Below are 19,092 nucleotides of genomic sequence, written 5' to 3' on the forward strand. Positions count from 1 at the left end.
CCGCAACCGCCCCGCAACCGCACCGCTACCGCGGGCCTCACACCTCCCCAACCTCGTCGGCCACCGCCGGTGGCCGACTCCCTCGCGCGGTATGGCGAGCGATGAACGCTCGCCGGCGCGCGCCGATTGAAGTTCGAGATTTGCGTCCGTCGCCTCCGGAAGTGCCGCGGCGAAGTCAGATGCCCGTCTCGTCCAGAAAGTCCCGAACCGCCGCGTTGAAACCCTCAGGCTCCTCCAGCATGGCGAGGTGGGCCGCGCCCAGCACCTCGCGGTAGCGCGCGTCCGGAATCGCGTCGGCTAGCTCCTCGTGGTAGTCCGGCGGCGTGAGGTGGTCGTGTTCGCCGACGAGCGCGAGGGTCGGCACGTCCACGTCGCCGAGTTTGTCGCGCACGTCGAAGACGTGGCAGGACTCGAAGTCCCGGCGAGTCACGCGCTGGCCGACCGCCTTCATCGCCTCGGTCGAGAGTCGGGTGTACCGCGAGTCGGCGTCGTGAAACAGCCGATTTTCGCCGTGGAGGAACTCGACCGCCCGGTCGAAATCGGATTCGAGCCACTCCCGGAGGTCGGCCAGCACGGGGAGTTTCGCGCCCGTGCCGGTCAGAACCAGTCCGTCGAAGTCGTGGTCGCGCTCGATGGCGATGTGGAGCGCGACAGCGCCGCCGAGCGAGTTGCCGACCAGCACGCCCGCGTCGGTCTCGTCTGCGACCGCCAGCACGTCGTCGGCGTAGGCCGAGATGGTCTCCCACCCGAGGTCGGCGTCGAAGTCCGCCGAGTCGCCGTGGCCGCTCAAGTCCAGCGCGACGACCGGGCGCTGGCCCGCCAACCGACCGAGTTGTCCCTTCCAGACCTCGTGGGTACCGCCCGAACCGTGGACGCAGAGGAGCGCTGACCCCTCTGCTCCTCGGTCGGCGACGCGGTAGGCCGTGGTCCTGCCGTGGTGCGTGACCGTTTGCATGACCGGTCGTTCGCGTGCGCGAGACAACAAACCTCCGGTCGGAATCGCAGTCGAGCAGACCCCGGAGTCGAGACGTTCGACCGACCACTTCCTGAACCGCAATTCAGCTCTAATCAGGGTATCCCGACGCCCTCATGCGATTATTTGGAGAAAGATTTATATACTATAATCCCTAACCTATAGTTAGCATCAAAATGTCATTGAAGCACATCGCCGACAGAGACGACGTGTTCGCCCGACGCTACGACTACGGCGACGAGGAGGTCCTCGTCGCTGACCTCGGCGTCGCGGGCGATGCCTCCGTGGACCTCTTGGACGACACGGCAATCGTCGTTTTCGAGGACGACGAGGGCGCTCGCCAGCTCGAACTCGAACTGCCAGACGGCGGGGCACAAGCGTTTATCACCAACGGCGTCCTCACTATCGAGGTGGGACTATGAAGCTTACTGTCAAGCCGTTAAAGCAGAAGGACGCCGGTCGCGGACTCGCCGCCATCGACCGCCAGTCGATGCACGAACTCGGCGTCGAGAACGGCGACTACATCGTCATCGAGGGCAAGAGTCAGGGTCGGGCCGTCGCCCGCGTCTGGCCGGGCTACCCCGAGGACGAGGGCCGAGGAGTCGTCCGAATCGACGGACAGCTACGCCAAGAGGCCGGCGTCGGCATTGACGACAAGGTGACAATCGAGAAGGCGGACGTCAAGCCCGCCAGCTCCGTCACCATCGCGCTCCCCCAGAATCTCCAGATTCGGGGCGACATCACGCCGCACGTCCGGGACAAGCTTAGCGGACAGGCCATCACCAAGGGCCAGAACGTCCCGTTCGGCTTCGGGCTGATGGGGATGGGTTCGGGCCAGTCCATCCCGCTGAAGGTCGCCAGCACCGACCCCGAGGGGACGGTGGTCGTGACCGATTCGACCGAAATCAACATCAGCGAACGCGCCGCCGAGGAGATAGCGCAGGGCGGCGGTGCCGGCGGTCCTGAGGGCACGCCCAGCGTGACCTACGAGGACATCGGCGGCCTCGAAAGCGAGTTAGAGCAGGTCCGCGAGATGATAGAGTTGCCGATGCGCCACCCCGAGCTGTTCAGCCGGCTCGGCATCGACCCGCCGAAGGGCGTCCTGCTCCACGGTCCGCCGGGGACCGGCAAGACCCTGATGGCGAAGGCCGTCGCCAACGAAATCGACGCCCACTTCCAGACCATCTCGGGCCCCGAAATCATGTCGAAGTACTACGGGGAGTCCGAGGAGAAACTGCGTGAGGTGTTCGAGGACGCCGAGGAGAACGCCCCGGCCATCATCTTCATCGACGAGTTGGACTCCATCGCGCCGAAGCGCGACGAGGCCGGCGGCGACGTGGAACGCCGCGTCGTTGCCCAACTCCTCTCGCTGATGGACGGCCTCGAATCCCGCGGCGAGGTCACCGTCATCGCGGCCACGAACCGCGTCGATGCCATCGACCCGGCGCTCCGGCGTCCCGGCCGATTCGACCGCGAAATCGAAATCGGCGTGCCGGACCGCGAGGGCCGACTCGAAATCATGCAGGTCCACACTCGCGGGATGCCCCTCTCGGACGGCGTGGACTTAGCGGAGTACGCCGACAACACCCACGGCTTCGTCGGCGCTGACCTCGAAAACCTCGCCAAGGAGGGCGCGATGAACGCGCTCCGGCGCATCCGGCCCGAAATCGACCTCGAAGAAGAGGAGATACCGGCCGACGTGCTGGAGTCGCTGAAGGTCACCGAGCGAGACCTCAAGGAGGCGCTGAAGGGCATCGAACCCTCGGCGCTCCGCGAGGTCTTCGTGGAAGTCCCCGACGTGACGTGGGACCAAGTCGGCGGTTTGGAGGACACCAAAGAACGCCTCCGCGAGACCATCCAGTGGCCGCTGGACTACCCCGAGGTCTTCGATGAACTCGACATGCAGGCCGCCAAGGGCGTCCTGATGTACGGCCCGCCCGGCACCGGCAAGACCCTGATGGCGAAGGCCGTCGCCAACGAGAGCGACAGTAACTTCATCTCGATCAAGGGTCCCGAACTCCTGTCGAAGTGGGTCGGCGAGTCCGAGAAGGGCGTCCGCGAGGTGTTCAGCAAGGCTCGGGAGAACGCCCCGACAGTGGTGTTCTTCGACGAAATCGACTCCATCGCCACCGAGCGCGGAAGCGGCGGCGGTGGCGGCACGCAGGTCAGCGAGCGCGTCGTCTCCCAACTGTTGACCGAGTTGGACGGCCTCGAAGAACTGGAGGACGTCGTGGTCGTCGCCACCTCGAACCGGCCGGACCTCATCGACTCGGCGCTCCTGCGGCCCGGACGCTTGGACCGCCACGTCCACGTCCCGGTGCCCGACGAGGACGCCCGCAAGGCCATCTTCGAGGTCCACACCCGCGACAAGCCCGTCGCCGACGACGTTGACCTCGACTGGCTAGCCAGCGAGACCGAGGGTTACGTCGGTGCCGACATCGAAGCCGTCACGCGCGAGGCGTCGATGGCCGCGAGTCGGGAGTTCATCAACAGCGTGGACCCCGAGGAGATAGGCGACAGCGTGGGCAACGTCCGCATCAGCAAGGACCACTTCGAGCAGGCCTTGGACGAGGTGACCCCGAGCGTCACCGAGGACACCAAGGAACGCTACGAGGAAATCGAAGAGCAGTTCGACTCCGCGGAACCCGCGACGGACGAAGACACGCTGGGACGCACGTTCCAGTAGAAGCGTCTGCTGTGCGGTGAATCGCGGCCACGCCGCGATTCATCCGCTGGCAAAACGGTGGAAGGGCTTCCCGAGTACGATTCGGCAGAAGACCAATTTCCGTTCTTTAGACAGTATTCATATTTCCTAGACACTTCTAAATATTTCTCGAAGGGGCCGCTACGCAGTCCGACTCCGACAGGAAAATTGCCCGGATTGCACAGCGCTACTCCAATTTCTCGGCCGCGCCCCGTTCTACGAGGGGTGCGGCGTTGGCCTCGGGGAGCGTCACCACGTCCTCGCTGGCCAAGTCGTAGGTTCGCTCGTCCACGCCGAAAATCTCGCCCACGTCGTCGGTGATGCGGATGGTCGTGCGCTCGTCCAGACCAGCGACGAGGCCGTCGTCTTCGCCACCCTCGGCGCTCGACTCGTCGTCGGTCCCAGCGTCCGCCTCGGACGACCCCTCGCCGGGAGCGTCTGCGATGGCGGCGGCCTCGGCGGCCGCCGGGCGAGCGCCGTCGGAATTCCCGGACGACTCCGCGGCGGGCGACCCCGCCGAGTCCGAAGTCGCCGGACTACCGCCGGTCTCACCCATCACGTCCGCGGCGCTGACCTCGCCGGAGTCGCCCTCGCTCGCAGTGGGAGCGGTCGAGTCGCTGGAACTCGGCGGGTCGCCGGGATTGGGGGTTGCTGTGGGCGTCGCGTCTCTGCCTGCGCTCGCTGTCGTCTCGTCGGCGGGCGTGGGCGTCGGCGATTCGGGTTGGGTCTCGCCCGCGAGGATGTCCAGCACCTCGTCTTTGTTGGACTCGATGCGCTCTACCAGTCCCTCGAACAGGTCCTGCTCCTCGCTTGTCAGGCCCTCCTCGTCGGCGGGCATTCCCGCCGCAGAGAGACTCGCGCGCTTGACGATTTTGCCGACGCGGCGCTCGTAAATCGCCTCCACCACGTCCTCGGCGGTGTTGATTTCGTCGGTCAGGCGGTTGACCTCGGGGTCGTCGAATGGGCTTTCTGCCCGGTCGGCCGCCTCCTCGCGCTGGTCTTTCAGGTCGGCGATGTAGTCGGCCACGTCGGCGTAAAACGACTCCCGCAGGTGCTGGAGGCTGTCTTTCGACCGCTCCTTGCTCTGTACCGTGCGGAGTTCGTCCAGATTCATCGTCGTCCTGTCATCGTTGTCTCGTCGTCATTCGCGCCCCTTCTCGGCCCGGCCGCGGGCCATCAGGAAGACGGCCACGTATTCGGGAACCGATACGTCACCGTCAGGGAGCCTAAAGGTTTCGTCGTTCAGTTCGACCGGGCCGGGGTCGGTCACTTCGATTGCGACCTCGTTGCCCTCGAAGGTCGCCGGAACCGGGTCGCTGAGTGGGTCGAAGGCCTCGATTTCGTCTCGCGGGATTCGGGTGACTTCGAGGCCGGTCCCCCCGTGGAGACTCCCCGGCAGGCGGATGAGTCGCCGGAGGTCGGTCGTGACGGGTTCGTCGATGGCGGCCGACTGCTCTTCGACCACCTTCCGGGTCATCACCTTCGCCAGTTGGCGGATGCCCGGCCCGCCCCGCTCGATGTTCCCGCTCTCCAACTTCTCGTAGTCCTCCGACACCGCCCCGAGGATGGTTTTCGCCCGCCCGTCGCCGATGCGGTCGAACTCTTTGAGTCGGTCGAGGGCGTCCTCGTCGTCCAGTTCCAGCAGTTCGTCGGCCAGCGAGAGGAGTTCCCGATGCACGCGCCGACCCCACCCGCCGTCCTTCTTCAGCACGCGCCGGGTCGCGGTGCCGCCCATCTCGGTGCGCTGGATGGCGTCGAGTTCGATGCCGTCGGCCCGGATGTAGTCCACGATTTCCCGGCGCTCGTCCCGGTTCAGGTCCCGAACGTCCTCGTCGCGGACGTGGACGTGGTAGCCCCGACCGCCCGAGAAGACGACCGTCAGGTCCGAGAAGCCGAAGTCGTCTTCCAGCAGGGCCACGAGGTTCAGGACCTCGCCTTTCCCCTCAGCGAGCATCTCACCGTAGGAGTCCCGTTGGGGGTCCACGCCGGTCAGGTGGTCGGCGTCGATGTCGAACACCAAGTCCGAGTCGCGCCACCCCTTCGCGTCCATGTCGTCCGCGCCGGGGTCATCGTAGCGCCCGGCCGAGAAGTAGACGTGGCGCGGGCGCTCTCGCCGGAGGAAGTCGCCGATTTCCCCGAGTTCCAACAGCGACTGGTGGCGGACCATCGTCGTCGGCCCGGAACTCCACGGGATGTATCCCCACTCCCGCGACTGGGGGTAGGGCGGCGGCGTCAGTTCGCTCCGCCGGTAGTGGTCGCGGAACCGACCGCGGAGGTACGCTCGGGTGCGCTCTTCCATGCTGTTGGTGGGTCTCGGTGCGACACTAAAATGCTACCTATCGAAGCCTCGGTCGGGAGCCTGCCCCACATTTCGGACGCGCTACAGGACCAGTCGAAGCGCCCTCCTCAGTCTCGCTCGGCCCCGCTTCAGTCTCGCCCTCGCCCCCGCCTCACCCCCGCATGAAGTCCGAAATCTTCTGGGTCAGGCCGCCGTTCCCGCCGAGTTTGAGGTAGTAGGCGTCGCCGCCGTCCTCGTAGTAGTTCTCGATGTGACGCTCGACCTCGAACCCGAGATGCTCGTAGAATCCGAGGGCGTTCTGGTTGCTGGCGCGAGCGTGGCAGGTGACGCTATCGTGGTTCTCGGCGACCTGTCCGACGAGGCGCTTGCCGACCCCCTCGCCGCGGAACTCCGGACTGACGGCGAGAAAGAGGATGTAGCCGTCGCGCCGGACCGCCGCGAACCCCATCAGTTTCTCGTCGCTCTCGCCCCCCGAGTGGGCCTCCCGCGTCACGAGGAGATGGACCGTCGAGCGCCGGTAGGCGTCGGTGAAAAAGCCCTTGCGCTGTTTCAGCACGTCCTCCTCGCTCCGGATGCGCTCTTTGAGCTTCCACGCCGGCTCGACGTAGCTGTCGTCGCCGGGCCGGGCGATTTCGAAATCGACGTTGACGCTCACTAGTTTGCCGTAGGCCCGTGGTCAATATAATTCCACCGCCCGCGCGCGTCGGCGACGGTACTTCGAAGCGATGGCGAAACGGTTTCCGCCGTCGCTCCGTGAGGACTCGGTATGAGCTACGAACTCCGGGACCACACCGCCGACGTGGCCGTCGAAGTGACCGGGCCGACCCTCGAATCGGTGTTTGCCGGGGCGGGCGACGGACTCGCCGGCGCGATGTGCGACGAGATTCCCGAATCGGTCGGCGACCGCTTCGACTTCGAGGTCCGCGCCGAGGCCCGCGAGGCCCTGCTGTTCGATTATCTGGACCAACTCATCTACGAGCGAGACGTTCGGTCGGTTCTCCCAGTAGACAACGAGGTCGAGATTCGAGAGGAGGGCGGCGAATGGGTACTCGAAGCGAGCGCCCGCGGCGTCCCACTGGCAGACGTTTCGGCCCGCGAAATCAAGGCGGTGACCTACTCCGAGATGGCGCTTGAGGAGACCGATTCGGGGTGGCGGGCCTACGTCGTCTTCGACGTGTGACGACACGTCACGCCCAGAGACGAATGGCGAAACGTATTCCGGCAGGACGACCAACTGACGAGTATGACCGACAACGACGCGGGAGATACCTACGAGGCGGGCGATGTCACGCTCGAAAAGGTCCGCGAGTACGTCTGGGAGATTCCCAAGCAAGGCGACATGCGCGTCCCGGCCAGAGTGCTGGCCAGCGAGGACCTGCTGGACCAAATCGCCGACGACAAGACACTCGAACAGTTGAAGAACTCGACCCACCTGCCGGGCGTCCGCAAGTACAACGTCTGCATGCCCGACGGCCATCAGGGGTACGGCTTCCCGGTCGGCGGCGTGGCCGGAATCGACGCCGAGGAGGGCTGTATCTCGCCGGGAGCAGTTGGTTACGACATCAATTGCGGCGTAAGAATGATGAAGACCGACCTGACCTACGAGAAGGTCCGAGGCCGCGAGGAGGAACTTCTCGACGCCCTGTTCGCCAACATTCCCTCGGGCCTCGGTGGGGGCGGCGTGGTCGAAGGCGACATCGACACCGTGGAGGCCATCCTCGACCGGGGGATGGAGTGGGCGCTCGAAGAAGGGTGGGCCGTCGAGGAGGACTTGGCCCACTGCGAGGACGAGGGCGTGCGCCACGATAGCGACCCCTCGAAAGTGTCCCAGAAGGCCAAAGACAGGGGCAAGAACCAAATCGGAAGCCTCGGGTCGGGCAACCACTTCCTCGAAGTCCAGCGCGTGACCGACACGTATCTGGACGACGTGGCCGACGCCTACGGACTGGAGGAGGGCCAAATCGTGGTTCTCATCCACTGCGGGAGTCGCGGGTTGGGCCATCAGGTCTGCAACGACTACCTGCGAGACATCGAGAAGGCTCACGCGGGCCTCCTCTCGCAACTACCGGACAAGGAACTCGCGGCCGCCCCCGCCGGAAGCCAGTTGGCGGAAGACTACTACGACGCGATGTGTGCCTCCATCAACTTCGCGTGGGTCAACCGCCAACTCATCATGCACCGCACGCGGCAGGTGTTCGAGAAGGTCTTCGGGTCGGACTGGGAGTCGATGGGCATGGACCTGCTGTACGACGTGGCGCACAACATCGCCAAGAAGGAGACCCACACGGTCGAAGGCGGCGACGAGCGCGAACTATACGTCCACCGGAAGGGCGCGACCAGAGCCTTCCCGGCGGGCCACGAGGAGGTCCCCGGCGCGTACCTCGACGTGGGCCAGCCAATCATCATCCCCGGAAGCATGGGCGCGGGAAGCTACGTCCTCCGGGGCGGCGAGGACTCGATGGACCTCACGTTCGGTTCGACGGCCCACGGCGCGGGCCGGACGATGAGTCGCACGCAGGCCAAGCAGGACTACTGGGGCGGCGACGTGCAGGACGAACTCGAACAGGAACACATCTACGTCAAGGCCCAGAGCGGTGCCACGGTGGCCGAGGAGGCCCCCGGCGTCTACAAGGACGTAGACGAGGTGGTCCGGGTCTCGGACGCCCTCGGCATCGGCGACAAGGTGGCCCGGACCTTCCCGGTCTGCAACATCAAGGGATAGCGCCGAAGCGCCCGACTTCGCTCGGGGGAACAGACCACCAGCGAACGCTCGATGACACAGCCTCCGTGGGTGGGGTGAAGGGGCCGCCGGGTCGCGGCCGGTGGTCGGCCCCTATCCGTCGCAACGATGTCCGTCGGATATGTCGGCCAGCGGCCGCGAGCAGGCGGGGGCTTCAATAGACGTTCACCGTCGCAATCGCTTTCGCGGGTCGAAGTTTCTGACAAGTCTCGACTGCCGCGACGAAACGTGAGCGAAAAATAACGTATGCGCCTAGTCGGCGATTTTCATGAACGTCGCCCTCCCATCCTGTGAGAGTTCGATGCGGTAGCCCTCGTAAGTGAACTCCAGTTCGGCTTGGGCCTCGATTGGCGGCGGATTCGAGTAGAGATGTTCGACCACGTGGTCGATGGTGTCGTACAGCGACGAGATGTCCGTCGCCTCCTTGCCTTCGAGGTCAGCGACGATTTTGGCGATGTCGATTTCCGGTTCGTCGGTAGCGTCGGGTTCGTCGCCCTCGAAAAGTTCGCGATGGACGATGAAATCATCGGCGTCCGGCGGAGTCTTCCCACCCTCCTCACTCATACCTGATTATGCAACCTGAAGCGTAATATACATTGCTCAGTTTGTCAATTCTTTAATATTTCTGTCGAGGTAGAGACGTCGGTGTAGACGGGCTTTGATGTACTCCCCCGCCGAACTCCGAGGCGATGGCCCTCCTCGAAATTCTCGCGGTGTTCGTCGTCGGATTCGTCTCGGGCACCGTCGTCCGGTGGTTCGCCGGCCTCGCGGCGCTCGTCGCGCTAGTTCTGGTGGTCCTCGGTGTCACTACGGTCCAGATTGGTCTCCTCAACCACGTCCTCCAGCAGTACTACGTCGGCAACGAACTCCTGTTCATCTCGGGATTTTTGTTCGGCATCGACGCCGAACAGACCAAAGCGGTGGTCGAGCGCCGAGGAGCGAGCGACTGAGTGCGCCGACACTCCGAGCGAACGCGCGCGACTGATAGAGAATTGTAATTATATGTTTAATATAGAATTTCATTTGTATAGGGTTTGAGTAGGTGGATACGCACCGTTCTCGGCTGGAAGGGATATTCCAAATAGGAGGCAATAAAACATATGCGTATTATTCACACACCATGTAGATTAGATATGGTGCATATTTATATACCTATAGTGCATAGTATATAGTATGAATTACTACGACCTTGTTCTCGGTCTCATCCCGCTCGCTCTCCTCGGTCTGACCGGTGTCCTCACTACCGCTGGCCTCGCACTCACCACCGCCGTCCCGCTCGCTGGCACGATTTCGGCCGGCATGATCGGCCACGCGATGTTCGTCCGCACGCCGACCGACGCGCCCGCCGCGCCCGTCGTCCAGCAGTAAATAGACTAGTTCTTTTCTCAATACCCCTCGTTTCGTTTTGGCTTTTTCTGACACCTTCGACGGGCGTCGGCCGCTCGTCTGACGTATCTATTTGTGTTTGCTCCGTGGTGAGTTTTCAATATGCACCAAGACCACCTCGATATGGAGTCGGTCACGCTCGAACTCTCCGAGGAGGAACTCGAGCGCATCGACGACATCGCGTTCGCGGACCACCGGGACAACCGCGAGGCCGCGATTCGGGAACTCCTCGACCAGTGGCTGAAAGACCGCGAGCGAGCGGACGCCAAGGCCGACGAATCAGGCGGCGAGTGACCTACGGCTTGAAGTCGAACCGCGGGCCGTCGTCGTCCGAATCGTCTATCGACGGTCCCTCGACCGACGGCGGCACGAACGACCGGTCTTTGGGGTCGATTTCTCTGCCTTCCTCGTATTTCACGAAGCTCAGGTAGTAGACTTCGCCACAGCCCTCGCCCTCGGTTTCGTCGGCCCCGCAGACGAGTTTCACGCCGTCGGCCTCCTCGTAGTCGTCGTAGGCGTCGGCGTACTCCCACCCGTCGAGCGGCGTGGGCGTCACGCACTTGTCGGCGAGATAGCCCTCGCGGTCGAGGGTGGCGATGGCACCGCACCGCGGGCAGTAGTAGCGAACTGCGGTCATGGTCCGCTGTAAGGGGCGGGCGTACTTTCCACTAACGACTACGTGGTCGTTTCGACGCTGAACTCCCGGTTCGCGCCCAGATAAGCAAGACATTTGGCCCGCCGAGGAGACCCTTCGGGTATGATAGACGAGACGGTCGAGGAGATACGCGAGATGCAGACCCATAGCTCCTCAGTCGTCGCGGTGAAGGCCGCCCGCGCGCTGGAGGACCTGCTCGAACGCGACTTCGCCTCGGTCGAGGACTTCGAGCGTGACCTCGAACGCAACTCGTCGGCGCTCCGGCGTGCCAACCCCTCACACGCCTCGCTGGTCACGACTCAGCGCGCCATCGTCTCGATGGTCGAGGACGCCGACGCCGGAACGGCCGAGGAGGCCAAGGCCGGTCTCTCGGAGGCCATCGACAACGTGGTCGAACAGGTCGAGACGGCCAAGCGCCGGGCCGCCGAGAACGCCGTGGACTTCGTGGAGGACGGCGCGACCATCCTGACCCACGACTACTCCTCGACGGTGTTGGAGGCCATCGAGCAGGCGGTCTCCGACGGGCGGTACGTCACCGTCTACGTCACCGAGGCCCGGCCCCGGTATTTGGGTCGCAAGACCGCCCGCGCCCTCGCCGAGATGGACCGCGTGGACGCCCACCTCGTCGTTGACGGGGCGTCCGGTCACTACCTGCCCGAGTGCGACCGGGTTCTGCTGGGGATGGACTGCATCGTGGACGACACCCTCTACAACCGAATCGGGACCTTCCCGCTGGCCGCGGCCGCCGACCAGACCGACGTGCCCGTCACGGTGGTCGGGTCGTCGGCGAAGTTGGTCGGCGAGGGCTTCCGATTCGAGAACGACTTCCGGTCGCCCAGCGAGGTCCTCCGGGAACCCGCCGAGGGCTTCTCTGTGGAGAACCCGGCCTACGACGCCACGCCGACCGACCTGCTGGATTCGGTCGTGACCGACGAAGGCGTCCGGGAGTTCTGAGGCGTCTCAGCCAGCAGGCCGAAGGGCCTCGCCGTCGTTATCCTTCTCGATGGACCCGAAACACCGACTCGCGCACAACCTCACCGCCGAGTCGGAGGCCTACGGCTACACCCTCACCATCTGGGGGTCGGGTGCGATGCTCATCTACAAGGTCCAGACGCCGGACCTGTTTCACATCCTCCTGCTGGCGTTCGGCGCGATACTCGGCTTCGCAGTCCTCGGAGCTATCGCCTTCCAACAGATAGTGCGGGAACCCACCGAGGACGACACCCACCTCGTCGTGACCTCGATGGTTCACGTCGTCTCGACGCTCGGGAATCTGGTCTTCGCCTACCTGCTGGTCCGGTTCGTCGTTACCTCCTCGACGCCGGGATGGCTCGCGTTCCCGCTGGTCGGGTTTCAGGCGACGGTTCTGTACAACGTCTTGCTCCTACTGGAGGACTTTCTCTCGGAGCGATTCGTGCGAGCGACCCGGTTCGGCGAGGGGTTAGACGAGTCGGACTGACTGGTTCCCGGCCCCTACTCCACCGCGACCCACTCCCCCGTCTCGTCGCTCTCTTGAATCGCCGCCAGCGCCTGCTGGACCGCGAGGCCGTCCTCGAAGTCGGGATGGTACTCCCACCCTCGTCCCGACGCCGCGGAATCGACCGCGCGCAGGAACTCGTAGTTCTCGTGGACGAAGGTGTGTTCCCACCCGAGGACGTGGCCCGGCGGCCACCAGTGTTCGACGTAGGGGTCGTCTGGGTCGGTCACCAGAATCGTCTCGTAGCCCCGGTTGTCCTCCCGAAGTACTTCGAGTTCGTTCAGGCGCTCTAGCGAGAACTTCAGACTGCCCTTCGAGCCGTGAACCTCGATGCTGTGGTCGTTCTTGTGCCCGGTGGCGAACCGCGAGGCCTCGAAGGTGGCCATCGCGCCGCCTGCCAACTCGGCCTGCGCGGAGTAGGCGTCGTCCACCGTGACCTCGCGCATTTCGGCCTCGCCGCCGTCTCCCTCGACGGGGCGCTCGTCCACGAAGGTCCGGAGGTGGCCCGAGACGCGCTCTACGTCGCCGACGAGGAATCTGGCGAGGTCGATGGTGTGAGCGCCGAGGTCCCCGAGCGCGCCGCTTCCGGCCATCTCCTCGGAGTTGCGCCACGACCACGGGGCCTCGGGGTCGGCCAGCCAGTCCTGCATGTAGGTCCCTCGAAAGTGGCGAATCTCCCCGAGTTCGCCGTCGTCGATGAGGTTCTTCGCGTACCGGAGCGCCGGGACGAACCGGTAGTTGAACGCGGTCGCGGTCGGGACGCCGGCCTCCTCGGCGGCCTCGGCCATGCGCTCGGCCGACTGGAGGTCGTTTGCGAGGGGTTTCTCCGAGAGGACGGGAGTTCCGGCGTCGAGCGCCGCAATCGAGGGTTCGGCGTGGACGTGGTTCGGCCCGAGGTTGTAGAAGGCGTCTACCTCGTCTACCACGTCCTCCCAGTCGGTCGCGGTGGTCTCGAATCCGAGGCGGTCGGCCGCGTCGGCGAGGGCCTCCTCGTCGCGTCCGACGAGGACGTGGCGCTCGATTTCGGGCGCGTCGGGGAAGAACATCGGTAATCGCGCCATCGCGTTGGCGTGGGCCTTGCCCATGAACCGGTAGCCGAGGACTCCGACTTTGAGTGACATCGTGGGACGTACTCCGGCGAAGGGTTTAGTGTTTCAGGCGGCGAGAAAAATTGCGAGGTCGGGACGGGTCAGACCGGTTGCTCCTCTTCAAGGACTGACTCCACCGCCGAGGCCAGTTCCTTGAATCGGTCCATCTCCATCGCGTCGGTGGTCACGAACGCGCCGTGGTCGCCGACGATGACCCGCGTGAGGTACCCCCGGTCGAACACCCGGATGGTGAAGTGGTACTGGCCGAGTTCGGTCTCCTGATACAGCGACTGGGAGTGGAATCCCAACCGCTCGTTGTCGGCGAACCCCACAAGGTCGGCGTCGGATTCGAGGTCCTCGCGGAGGTAGATTTGGTCCTCTACGTCGTCAGTGAAGTAGGTCACGCTCCGGAGTTCGTCGCCCACGGCGGTCCGGCAGGCGCTGACGAGTTGGTCGGCGAGGTCTGCGGGTGCTGACTCGGACATGGGGACCACTACCACGGACTAAGGGAAAAGTGCTACTGGCGTCACAGGGGTTCGGGAACCGACCTAGATTGTTTTGACGGCGGCGACCGAACGCGCGACTGGAGAGGAGTAATCAAATTCCGGCACTATCTTCGTGGACCTTTTTAAAGTCTCTGTACGGCCCCGGTCCACGAATCGAGTGTACCAAACGAACGATGGAGAAAGGTTTATTTGGGCTGTGGCCGGATTTTCACCCCCTGTTGCAGGACCCAGAAAACCCACATCGGGATTGAAACCGTGGCAGTACGTGGCAACCGCCAACAGCGAGGAAGGTTGCAGGACCCAGAAAACCCACATCGGGATTGAAACACGGAGACCGCGGACGAGACCGACGCCGAGAGCACTGTTGCAGGACCCAGAAAACCCACATCGGGATTGAAACTCGTCTCCGCCGACGAAACACGACACCGGCACCTCGGTTGCAGAACTCAGAAAACCCACACCGGAATTGAAACCCGCATGACGTAGAATCCGAGGTTGTCGGCGTAACTTCGTCGCAAAACTCAGAAAATCCGAGGAGCTAGCGACGAAAGCGAAGCCGTGACGGCAATGTGAACGGATAGAATCCTCTACATACTCTAAAGAAACACATATAAATATCTAATAAATATAAAGTTGTCTAAGTAGTCGCCGGAGCCCGTTCACTCGCCGTCTGCCTCGTCCGTGCCCGTGACGTTGGCGACTGCGCCGAGGAGCATGCCGACGACGACACCCATCACGCCCCCGAAGGGGCCGAGGAGGACGGACCCGAATCCACCGAGCGCGAGCATCGGGACGAAAAACGCCACGGGGTTCGGACCGGCCATGCGGGAGGCGACTCGCGCCGGGAATTAACGTTATCTCGAATGCCCGGTCATACAGACGATTGTTTCGATGATGCCGCCAGCAGACGTGACATCTTCATCGGCGTTCTGAGTGTACTCGACGGAGACAAAGTCGTGTTCGTGCCCGACGGTAACGTCGTCGCGGGCCTTCGGCGGAAGTATCGTGTTGACTTCGGACCCGTCTCTATTACCGAGTCCGAGGGCGTCGCTCACGGCAGTCGCCACCTCGGTGGTGGCGGCGCTCGACTCCACTCGGAGACGTAATCGGACTTCGTCGCCCTCGGGAGGAACCGACCCGTAAATCTGTGTTACAGAATCGTACACCTCCGACTGTGCCGCGAGACCGTCACATGCCAATCGTAGTTTCTCGAACGAGAACCGGACGCATGCCTCTTGAGGTGTTCGTTCGAATGAGTCAAGCGTCGTTCCTCCGACTGGTTCGGCATCGCCGTACCAGACATCCACGATATCTCTAACTACCTCGGGTGTGCCGAGCGCAAACTGGTCGTCCCCGAGTACCGCGGCACTTATTTTGCCGGTTGTGTACAACGTCCGCTCCTCGTACGACTCCGTCGTAATCTCGGTCTTGCCGGACGACTTAAGGACAGCGACGAGTTCGTCGTCGGTCCAGTCGGCCCAGACGACTGCGCCGCCGCCTTCGGTTACTTTCGAGCCAGCGAGTACCAACTTCCCGACGCTGTCCAAATCCACGACGGATTTCGACTCGCTCTCGAACGCTCCGACGAGTGCCTCGGGAAGGTCCTCAAACTGCCGTGCGCCGAGCAACGTCATAGCCACGTCCCGTGCTACATCGTTCTGCGCTGTGCTGTCAGGATTAATCAACACGAGCGGGTCGCTCCCTGCGGGTACTGTCTTGGCCGTGAAACCGTCGGCACCGGGCGTTTGGTCGTCGTCTGCTCTGAGTTTGACGGCCGAAACGCCGGTTATTCCGAGGCCGATTAGGGCCCCACCCGAAGCGAGGGCAGACCGGCGGGAGAGTTGGTTAGGCGACACGTTCTTAGCTAGCAGTAGGTGTAGTAATAAAACGTTTTATTGTTAGTAGTCTTGTTCGCCCACCCTCCAATGGGGGAATCCAGTCCCCAAGCGAGGTCAACGCTAATATCCACGATTCGGGACTTGTTGAAGCTACCACAGGTCGTCTGGTACGTAGCCGCGCTACCGACCTCGAAGATCGCATTATTCTTCGAGGAGTTGCTCGACGGAGTGTTAACCGAGAACTCGTGTTCGGAACGACCACTTTTCAAGGATGTCTTATCCACGAGTTCCGCACCGGGGAGCGTAACGCTACTGCTATAGCCGACCGACAGCGAGGGGTCTCTAGAGAGTTCGAGGCCAATCGACGCAGTCCGCGTCGTGTTCACATCGCTAATCTGACCTGCGGGGTCGGTTCCGACGATAAGTTCTTCCGTCGCGGTTTCGTTCACGTACTGGTCCCAGTCGATATTGACGGTAGCACTGCGGTTCGTCCAACCGGTCTGGACTGTCGGAGTGCAGTACTCATCGAACCCGTCGTTGCAGAGTTGCCGACCGGGTTCCATCCGTACCTTCGACCGTGCCCCCATTCGCGGGTCGTCCGGCGAGCGTCGAACTTCGTTGACGAACTTCACTGCGCCCGGTCGCGTGTCGTATTCGGGGTCGGGAGCGAACTCGTGATACACGTCAGTACTCCCGTACTTGTTCCAGTTGGCCCAGTCGATGTCGTAGCTACCCTGCGTAGTCACACCGTCGGTGGAAGCGGTCTGGTCGGTGGTCACCTGCGCAAGGAGTTCGTCGGCTTTCTTGTGCAGACGGTTCGTGACTGCACGCGGGTTCTCGGCTCGTTCCGGCATGGTTGCACTCGAACCACCTCGTGTCACGTACTGCTCTCGTGGAGTTCCGTCTGCGCCGACCACAACGTTATACGCGAGAACCTGATCGTCACCAAAAGCCTCTCCGGCTCCGAGGAAGGCCTGTTCCCTCTCTTCCTTTGAAGAATGCTTTTTCGAGAATCGCTTTCGTAGGGCCGCAATCTGACCGATTTTAACCGGGTTGTTGACCGTCCCCCGGAGTGACTGGTGAGGGATGGACCCTTTCGCGCCGATCGTTGTTCCGGCAGTCGTCGTGAGACTGGCCGCACCGATACCGAGTGTCTTTAATACTGTTCTTCGGTTCAATGGCCGGTTGTTTCCAGACATCAAATATAAAATTTTACTATCTTAGCTTATACTTTTCTAATTTTATCATATATAAATTTTATACGAGTGGAGTCCTTCTAACATGTATCTTGTGAGTGGAATAGTTAAAGAACTTAAATCGAGTTGAGGCCCGGAAGACGGAGGTTTCGGAGTCAGAAACGAGTGAAGTGGTCCGAATCGCTGACAGAGAGAGCCGATTGTTGAACTCGGAGAAACAGCGAGGCGCGGTATCTGAATTCTGTTCTAAGTGCCTCCTGTCAGGCCCAGTAGGCTTCTCCCGGTTGCTCGCGGAAGACGGCGCGCTGGAGCATCGCCACCGCCTTCTCCAGTCCCTCGTTGGAACTGGTCAGCGAGTCCTCGTGTTCGATGGACAGCGCACCGTCGTAGCCCACCATGCGGAGCGTACTCACGATGTCCTTCCAGTGTTCTTCGCCGTGGCCGTAGCCGACCGACCGGAACAGCCACGAGCGGTCGGCCTCCTCGTCGTAGGGCACCGTATCGAGGACCCCCTTGTACCGCGCGTTGGCGTCGTAGACCTTGGTGTCCTTGGCGTGGAAGTGGTGGATGGCGTCGTGTTCGCCCAAGAATCGGATGGCGTCGGTAATCTCGATGTTCTGCCAGTAGAGGTGCGAGGGGTCGAAGTTCGCGCCGATGTGGTGGTTGGTCTCCTCGCGGAGGCGGAGCATCCCCGAGGGTTCGTAGACCAGCATGTTGGGGTGCATCTCGATGGCGACGTTGACGCCGTGGTTCGCCGCGTGGTCGGCGATGTCCGACCAGTAGGGGATGGCGACCTCCTCCCACTGGTACTGGTGGGCCTCGGCGTGTTCGCCGGGCCACGGGGCCGTCACCCAGTTGGGCGTCTCGTCGTTCGGACTCCCGGCGGGAAGCCCCGAGAAACAGGTCACGGCGTCCACGTCCAACTGGTCGGCGAGTTCGATGGCCTCCCGGAGTTCGGTGTCGGCCTCGTCGGCGACCTCCTCGTCGGGATGGAGCGGGTTGTTGTGGGTCGCCAGCGCCGAAATCTCCATCTCGTACTCGTCCAGCAGGTCGAACAGGTGATTCTGGGCCTCGTCGTCGTTCAGGTACTCGTCGCGGGGAAGGTGGTCGTCGCCGGGGTGGCCGCCGCACCCGAGTTCGACCGCGTCCACGCCGATGCCGTGGAGGTACGCCAGCGCGTCGTCGAGCGACTGTCCGCCGAGCGGGACTGTGAGTACACCGATGTCCATATCCCCTCCACCACGGACGGCGTGAATAAGATTGTGGGGCGGTAGATGCGCTACGACGGGACTCGGGTCAGCGCCCCGCCGCAGTCGGGACACGTCGGCGGCAAGTCCCCGCCGATTTCGACGGTGTACCCGCAGTCGTTGCACTCGCAACGTCCCGACTCCGTGCGCTCGACCTGCCCGGCGTCGGACCGGGGGTCTACCGTCGGATGACTGAGGCCAATCGGCGGCGAGTCGTTGGCGACCATGTTCGACGGGACGCCCCAATCACGTAAAAAAGTTGTATAGCGAACGGATTATGAATCCGAATCGTAGTATTCGATTCGGTAATACGCCGTCGATTCGTAGCTCTCGCCGAGGAGAGTCGCGTGGTTCGTTCGGCCCCTCACCGGTCCTCGGCGAGGTCCACGCCGAGGTGGTCTTCGAGCGCTTCCACAAGCGACCCGGCGACGTTGGCCTGATTCGCGCGACCCTGTTCGACCGCCAGCAGGTCGTTCTCCGGCACGTCCAGTTCCTCGGCGAGTTCGTCGCGCTGGAGGCCGGCGTCTTGGCGGGCCTGTTCGACAGTCTCGCCGTAGTCCGCGACCAGATACGGAAGCGGGTCGTCGTCGTAGTTGGTGCCCTCCTCCTCCCAGCGACTCGAATCGCCGTCGTAGACGCCACTCGCCTTGGCGGTGTTCTGGGCCGCCTTGCGGTTGCGCTCTCGTTCCCGGTCGGACTCGGAGTCGGTCTCGGCGTTGTCGTTGTGCGAGGCGCATTCCGAGCAGACCTGTAACTGCGCGCCGGCCACGTTGGCCTCGGTCAGTGAGTCGCTCGACTTCCCGCAGAGTTCGCACGCGCCGCCGCCACCGCCGCCGGACGACCCGCCGGTCGAGTACTTAGCCATATGGGAACCAGTTAGGGCACGACGCATTTGAATACCCCGCTTGTCGTTCACATCCCGTCGGCCGACCGCTCGCCACTGCCGAATAGTTAATAATCGTTCGTCGCTTATCGGAGAGAGA

The 19,092-nt window shown here is 63.2% G+C and carries 23 protein-coding genes; 9 read left to right on the forward strand and 14 right to left on the reverse strand.

What is annotated here, in order from left to right:
- Positions 1-175: 175 nt before the first annotated feature.
- A complete protein-coding gene (locus P2T57_RS07125; RefSeq protein WP_276301793.1) occupies positions 176-955 on the reverse strand; it encodes an alpha/beta fold hydrolase in 780 nt (259 codons plus the stop codon).
- A gap of 194 nt (positions 956-1,149) precedes the next feature.
- Here P2T57_RS07125 and P2T57_RS07130 point away from each other — a divergent pair, with 194 nt between their 5' ends.
- Both P2T57_RS07130 and P2T57_RS07135 read left to right on the forward strand, forming a co-directional pair.
- Positions 1,150-1,395 carry a DUF7127 family protein gene (locus P2T57_RS07130; protein WP_276301794.1) on the forward strand — a complete coding sequence of 82 codons (246 nt, stop codon included), beginning with the start codon at positions 1,150-1,152 and terminating at the stop codon, positions 1,393-1,395.
- The gene (locus tag P2T57_RS07135) at positions 1,392-3,659 is read left to right on the forward strand and encodes a CDC48 family AAA ATPase (protein WP_276301795.1); all 2,268 of its coding nucleotides are present in this window, start codon (positions 1,392-1,394) and stop codon (positions 3,657-3,659) included. The genes P2T57_RS07130 and P2T57_RS07135 overlap by 4 nt, the downstream gene beginning before the upstream one ends.
- 205 nt (positions 3,660-3,864) lie before the next feature.
- Here P2T57_RS07135 and P2T57_RS07140 read toward each other — a convergent pair whose 3' ends face one another.
- The 3 genes from P2T57_RS07140 to P2T57_RS07150 form a co-directional block, all read right to left on the reverse strand.
- The gene (locus P2T57_RS07140) at positions 3,865-4,791 is read right to left on the reverse strand and encodes a hypothetical protein (RefSeq protein WP_276301796.1); all 927 of its coding nucleotides are present in this window, start codon (positions 4,789-4,791) and stop codon (positions 3,865-3,867) included.
- 27 nt (positions 4,792-4,818) lie between these two features.
- The gene (priS, locus tag P2T57_RS07145; protein ID WP_276301797.1) at positions 4,819-5,976 is read right to left on the reverse strand and encodes a DNA primase small subunit PriS; all 1,158 of its coding nucleotides are present in this window, start codon (positions 5,974-5,976) and stop codon (positions 4,819-4,821) included.
- A gap of 151 nt (positions 5,977-6,127) precedes the next feature.
- Positions 6,128-6,631 (reverse strand): GNAT family N-acetyltransferase, encoded by a 504-nt coding sequence (locus P2T57_RS07150; protein ID WP_276301798.1) that lies wholly within the window; start codon positions 6,629-6,631, stop codon positions 6,128-6,130.
- A gap of 111 nt (positions 6,632-6,742) precedes the next feature.
- Between P2T57_RS07150 and P2T57_RS07155 the strand changes: the two genes are divergently transcribed.
- Together P2T57_RS07155 and P2T57_RS07160 are read left to right on the forward strand one after the other, a co-directional pair.
- Complete coding sequence (locus tag P2T57_RS07155) at positions 6,743-7,156, forward strand: archease (RefSeq protein WP_276301799.1); 414 nt, start codon at positions 6,743-6,745, stop codon at positions 7,154-7,156.
- Between the two features lie 63 nt (positions 7,157-7,219).
- Entirely contained in the window at positions 7,220-8,698 is a 1,479-nt protein-coding gene (locus tag P2T57_RS07160; protein WP_276301800.1) for an RtcB family protein, read from the forward strand.
- A gap of 270 nt (positions 8,699-8,968) precedes the next feature.
- Here the strand turns inward: P2T57_RS07160 and P2T57_RS07165 are convergent, their stop codons facing one another.
- Positions 8,969-9,280, reverse strand: coding sequence for a HalOD1 output domain-containing protein (locus tag P2T57_RS07165; RefSeq protein WP_276301801.1), 312 nt, complete (start codon positions 9,278-9,280; stop codon positions 8,969-8,971).
- A 125-nt stretch (positions 9,281-9,405) separates the two neighbouring features.
- On the opposite strand from P2T57_RS07165, the gene P2T57_RS07170 reads away from it, so the two are divergent.
- The 3 genes from P2T57_RS07170 (at position 9,406) to P2T57_RS07180 (ending at position 10,396) form a co-directional block, all read left to right on the forward strand.
- Positions 9,406-9,666, forward strand: coding sequence for a hypothetical protein (locus P2T57_RS07170; protein WP_276301802.1), 261 nt, complete (start codon positions 9,406-9,408; stop codon positions 9,664-9,666).
- A 223-nt stretch (positions 9,667-9,889) separates the two neighbouring features.
- The gene (locus tag P2T57_RS07175) at positions 9,890-10,084 is read left to right on the forward strand and encodes a DUF8015 family protein (protein WP_276301803.1); all 195 of its coding nucleotides are present in this window, start codon (positions 9,890-9,892) and stop codon (positions 10,082-10,084) included.
- A 120-nt stretch (positions 10,085-10,204) separates the two neighbouring features.
- Complete coding sequence (locus P2T57_RS07180; RefSeq protein WP_276301804.1) at positions 10,205-10,396, forward strand: ribbon-helix-helix protein, CopG family; 192 nt, start codon at positions 10,205-10,207, stop codon at positions 10,394-10,396.
- 1 nt (position 10,397) lies between these two features.
- Here the strand turns inward: P2T57_RS07180 and P2T57_RS07185 are convergent, their stop codons facing one another.
- Positions 10,398-10,739: a DUF7969 family protein gene (locus tag P2T57_RS07185; protein ID WP_276301805.1), complete on the reverse strand. Its 342-nt coding sequence runs from the start codon at positions 10,737-10,739 to the stop codon at positions 10,398-10,400.
- Positions 10,740-10,859: 120 nt separating this feature from the next.
- On the opposite strand from P2T57_RS07185, the gene P2T57_RS07190 reads away from it, so the two are divergent.
- Both P2T57_RS07190 and P2T57_RS07195 read left to right on the forward strand, forming a co-directional pair.
- Positions 10,860-11,711 carry an eIF2B alpha/beta/delta subunit family protein gene (locus P2T57_RS07190; protein ID WP_276301806.1) on the forward strand — a complete coding sequence of 284 codons (852 nt, stop codon included), beginning with the start codon at positions 10,860-10,862 and terminating at the stop codon, positions 11,709-11,711.
- 49 nt (positions 11,712-11,760) lie between these two features.
- Positions 11,761-12,216: a hypothetical protein gene (locus tag P2T57_RS07195; protein ID WP_276301807.1), complete on the forward strand. Its 456-nt coding sequence runs from the start codon at positions 11,761-11,763 to the stop codon at positions 12,214-12,216.
- Between the two features lie 14 nt (positions 12,217-12,230).
- Here the strand turns inward: P2T57_RS07195 and P2T57_RS07200 are convergent, their stop codons facing one another.
- From P2T57_RS07200 to P2T57_RS07235, 8 genes are all read right to left on the reverse strand, one after another.
- Positions 12,231-13,355 (reverse strand): Gfo/Idh/MocA family protein, encoded by a 1,125-nt coding sequence (locus P2T57_RS07200; protein WP_276301808.1) that lies wholly within the window; start codon positions 13,353-13,355, stop codon positions 12,231-12,233.
- A gap of 68 nt (positions 13,356-13,423) precedes the next feature.
- Entirely contained in the window at positions 13,424-13,807 is a 384-nt protein-coding gene (locus P2T57_RS07205; protein WP_276301809.1) for a DUF7522 family protein, read from the reverse strand.
- Positions 13,808-14,487: 680 nt separating this feature from the next.
- Positions 14,488-14,652 (reverse strand): hypothetical protein, encoded by a 165-nt coding sequence (locus P2T57_RS07210; RefSeq protein WP_276301810.1) that lies wholly within the window; start codon positions 14,650-14,652, stop codon positions 14,488-14,490.
- Positions 14,653-14,682: 30 nt separating this feature from the next.
- Positions 14,683-15,462, reverse strand: a complete 780-nt coding sequence (locus P2T57_RS07215; protein ID WP_276301811.1) for a hypothetical protein — start codon at positions 15,460-15,462, stop codon at positions 14,683-14,685.
- Positions 15,463-15,692: 230 nt separating this feature from the next.
- Complete coding sequence (locus tag P2T57_RS07220) at positions 15,693-16,865, reverse strand: hypothetical protein (RefSeq protein ID WP_276301812.1); 1,173 nt, start codon at positions 16,863-16,865, stop codon at positions 15,693-15,695.
- 257 nt (positions 16,866-17,122) lie between these two features.
- Positions 17,123-18,091, reverse strand: a complete 969-nt coding sequence (locus P2T57_RS07225) for a sugar phosphate isomerase/epimerase family protein (RefSeq protein ID WP_276301813.1) — start codon at positions 18,089-18,091, stop codon at positions 17,123-17,125.
- A 50-nt stretch (positions 18,092-18,141) separates the two neighbouring features.
- Positions 18,142-18,336 (reverse strand): hypothetical protein, encoded by a 195-nt coding sequence (locus tag P2T57_RS07230; RefSeq protein ID WP_276301814.1) that lies wholly within the window; start codon positions 18,334-18,336, stop codon positions 18,142-18,144.
- Positions 18,337-18,473: 137 nt separating this feature from the next.
- Positions 18,474-18,974 carry a helix-turn-helix domain-containing protein gene (locus P2T57_RS07235; protein ID WP_276301815.1) on the reverse strand — a complete coding sequence of 167 codons (501 nt, stop codon included), beginning with the start codon at positions 18,972-18,974 and terminating at the stop codon, positions 18,474-18,476.
- Between the last annotated feature and the right edge of the window lie 118 nt (positions 18,975-19,092).

The sequence above is a fragment of the Halorussus lipolyticus genome (assembly GCF_029338375.1).
Classification (GTDB): Archaea; Halobacteriota; Halobacteria; order Halobacteriales; family Haladaptataceae; genus Halorussus; species Halorussus lipolyticus.

What these genes read in the sequence shown, in the direction of transcription:
- P2T57_RS07125 (WP_276301793.1), bottom strand. Translation starts at nt 955, where the DNA reads ATGCAAACGGTCACGCACCACGGCAGGACCACGGCCTACCGCGTCGCC.
- P2T57_RS07130 (WP_276301794.1), top strand. Translation starts at nt 1,150, where the DNA reads ATGTCATTGAAGCACATCGCCGACAGAGACGACGTGTTCGCCCGACGC.
- P2T57_RS07135 (WP_276301795.1), top strand. Translation starts at nt 1,392, where the DNA reads ATGAAGCTTACTGTCAAGCCGTTAAAGCAGAAGGACGCCGGTCGCGGA.
- P2T57_RS07140 (WP_276301796.1), bottom strand. Translation starts at nt 4,791, where the DNA reads ATGAATCTGGACGAACTCCGCACGGTACAGAGCAAGGAGCGGTCGAAA.
- priS (WP_276301797.1), bottom strand. Translation starts at nt 5,976, where the DNA reads ATGGAAGAGCGCACCCGAGCGTACCTCCGCGGTCGGTTCCGCGACCAC.
- P2T57_RS07155 (WP_276301799.1), top strand. Translation starts at nt 6,743, where the DNA reads ATGAGCTACGAACTCCGGGACCACACCGCCGACGTGGCCGTCGAAGTG.
- P2T57_RS07160 (WP_276301800.1), top strand. Translation starts at nt 7,220, where the DNA reads ATGACCGACAACGACGCGGGAGATACCTACGAGGCGGGCGATGTCACG.
- P2T57_RS07165 (WP_276301801.1), bottom strand. Translation starts at nt 9,280, where the DNA reads ATGAGTGAGGAGGGTGGGAAGACTCCGCCGGACGCCGATGATTTCATC.
- P2T57_RS07170 (WP_276301802.1), top strand. Translation starts at nt 9,406, where the DNA reads ATGGCCCTCCTCGAAATTCTCGCGGTGTTCGTCGTCGGATTCGTCTCG.
- P2T57_RS07175 (WP_276301803.1), top strand. Translation starts at nt 9,890, where the DNA reads ATGAATTACTACGACCTTGTTCTCGGTCTCATCCCGCTCGCTCTCCTC.
- P2T57_RS07180 (WP_276301804.1), top strand. Translation starts at nt 10,205, where the DNA reads ATGCACCAAGACCACCTCGATATGGAGTCGGTCACGCTCGAACTCTCC.
- P2T57_RS07185 (WP_276301805.1), bottom strand. Translation starts at nt 10,739, where the DNA reads ATGACCGCAGTTCGCTACTACTGCCCGCGGTGCGGTGCCATCGCCACC.
- P2T57_RS07190 (WP_276301806.1), top strand. Translation starts at nt 10,860, where the DNA reads ATGATAGACGAGACGGTCGAGGAGATACGCGAGATGCAGACCCATAGC.
- P2T57_RS07195 (WP_276301807.1), top strand. Translation starts at nt 11,761, where the DNA reads ATGGACCCGAAACACCGACTCGCGCACAACCTCACCGCCGAGTCGGAG.
- P2T57_RS07200 (WP_276301808.1), bottom strand. Translation starts at nt 13,355, where the DNA reads ATGTCACTCAAAGTCGGAGTCCTCGGCTACCGGTTCATGGGCAAGGCC.
- P2T57_RS07205 (WP_276301809.1), bottom strand. Translation starts at nt 13,807, where the DNA reads ATGTCCGAGTCAGCACCCGCAGACCTCGCCGACCAACTCGTCAGCGCC.
- P2T57_RS07210 (WP_276301810.1), bottom strand. Translation starts at nt 14,652, where the DNA reads ATGGCCGGTCCGAACCCCGTGGCGTTTTTCGTCCCGATGCTCGCGCTC.
- P2T57_RS07215 (WP_276301811.1), bottom strand. Translation starts at nt 15,462, where the DNA reads ATGACGTTGCTCGGCGCACGGCAGTTTGAGGACCTTCCCGAGGCACTC.
- P2T57_RS07220 (WP_276301812.1), bottom strand. Translation starts at nt 16,865, where the DNA reads ATGTCTGGAAACAACCGGCCATTGAACCGAAGAACAGTATTAAAGACA.
- P2T57_RS07225 (WP_276301813.1), bottom strand. Translation starts at nt 18,091, where the DNA reads ATGGACATCGGTGTACTCACAGTCCCGCTCGGCGGACAGTCGCTCGAC.
- P2T57_RS07230 (WP_276301814.1), bottom strand. Translation starts at nt 18,336, where the DNA reads ATGGTCGCCAACGACTCGCCGCCGATTGGCCTCAGTCATCCGACGGTA.
- P2T57_RS07235 (WP_276301815.1), bottom strand. Translation starts at nt 18,974, where the DNA reads ATGGCTAAGTACTCGACCGGCGGGTCGTCCGGCGGCGGTGGCGGCGGC.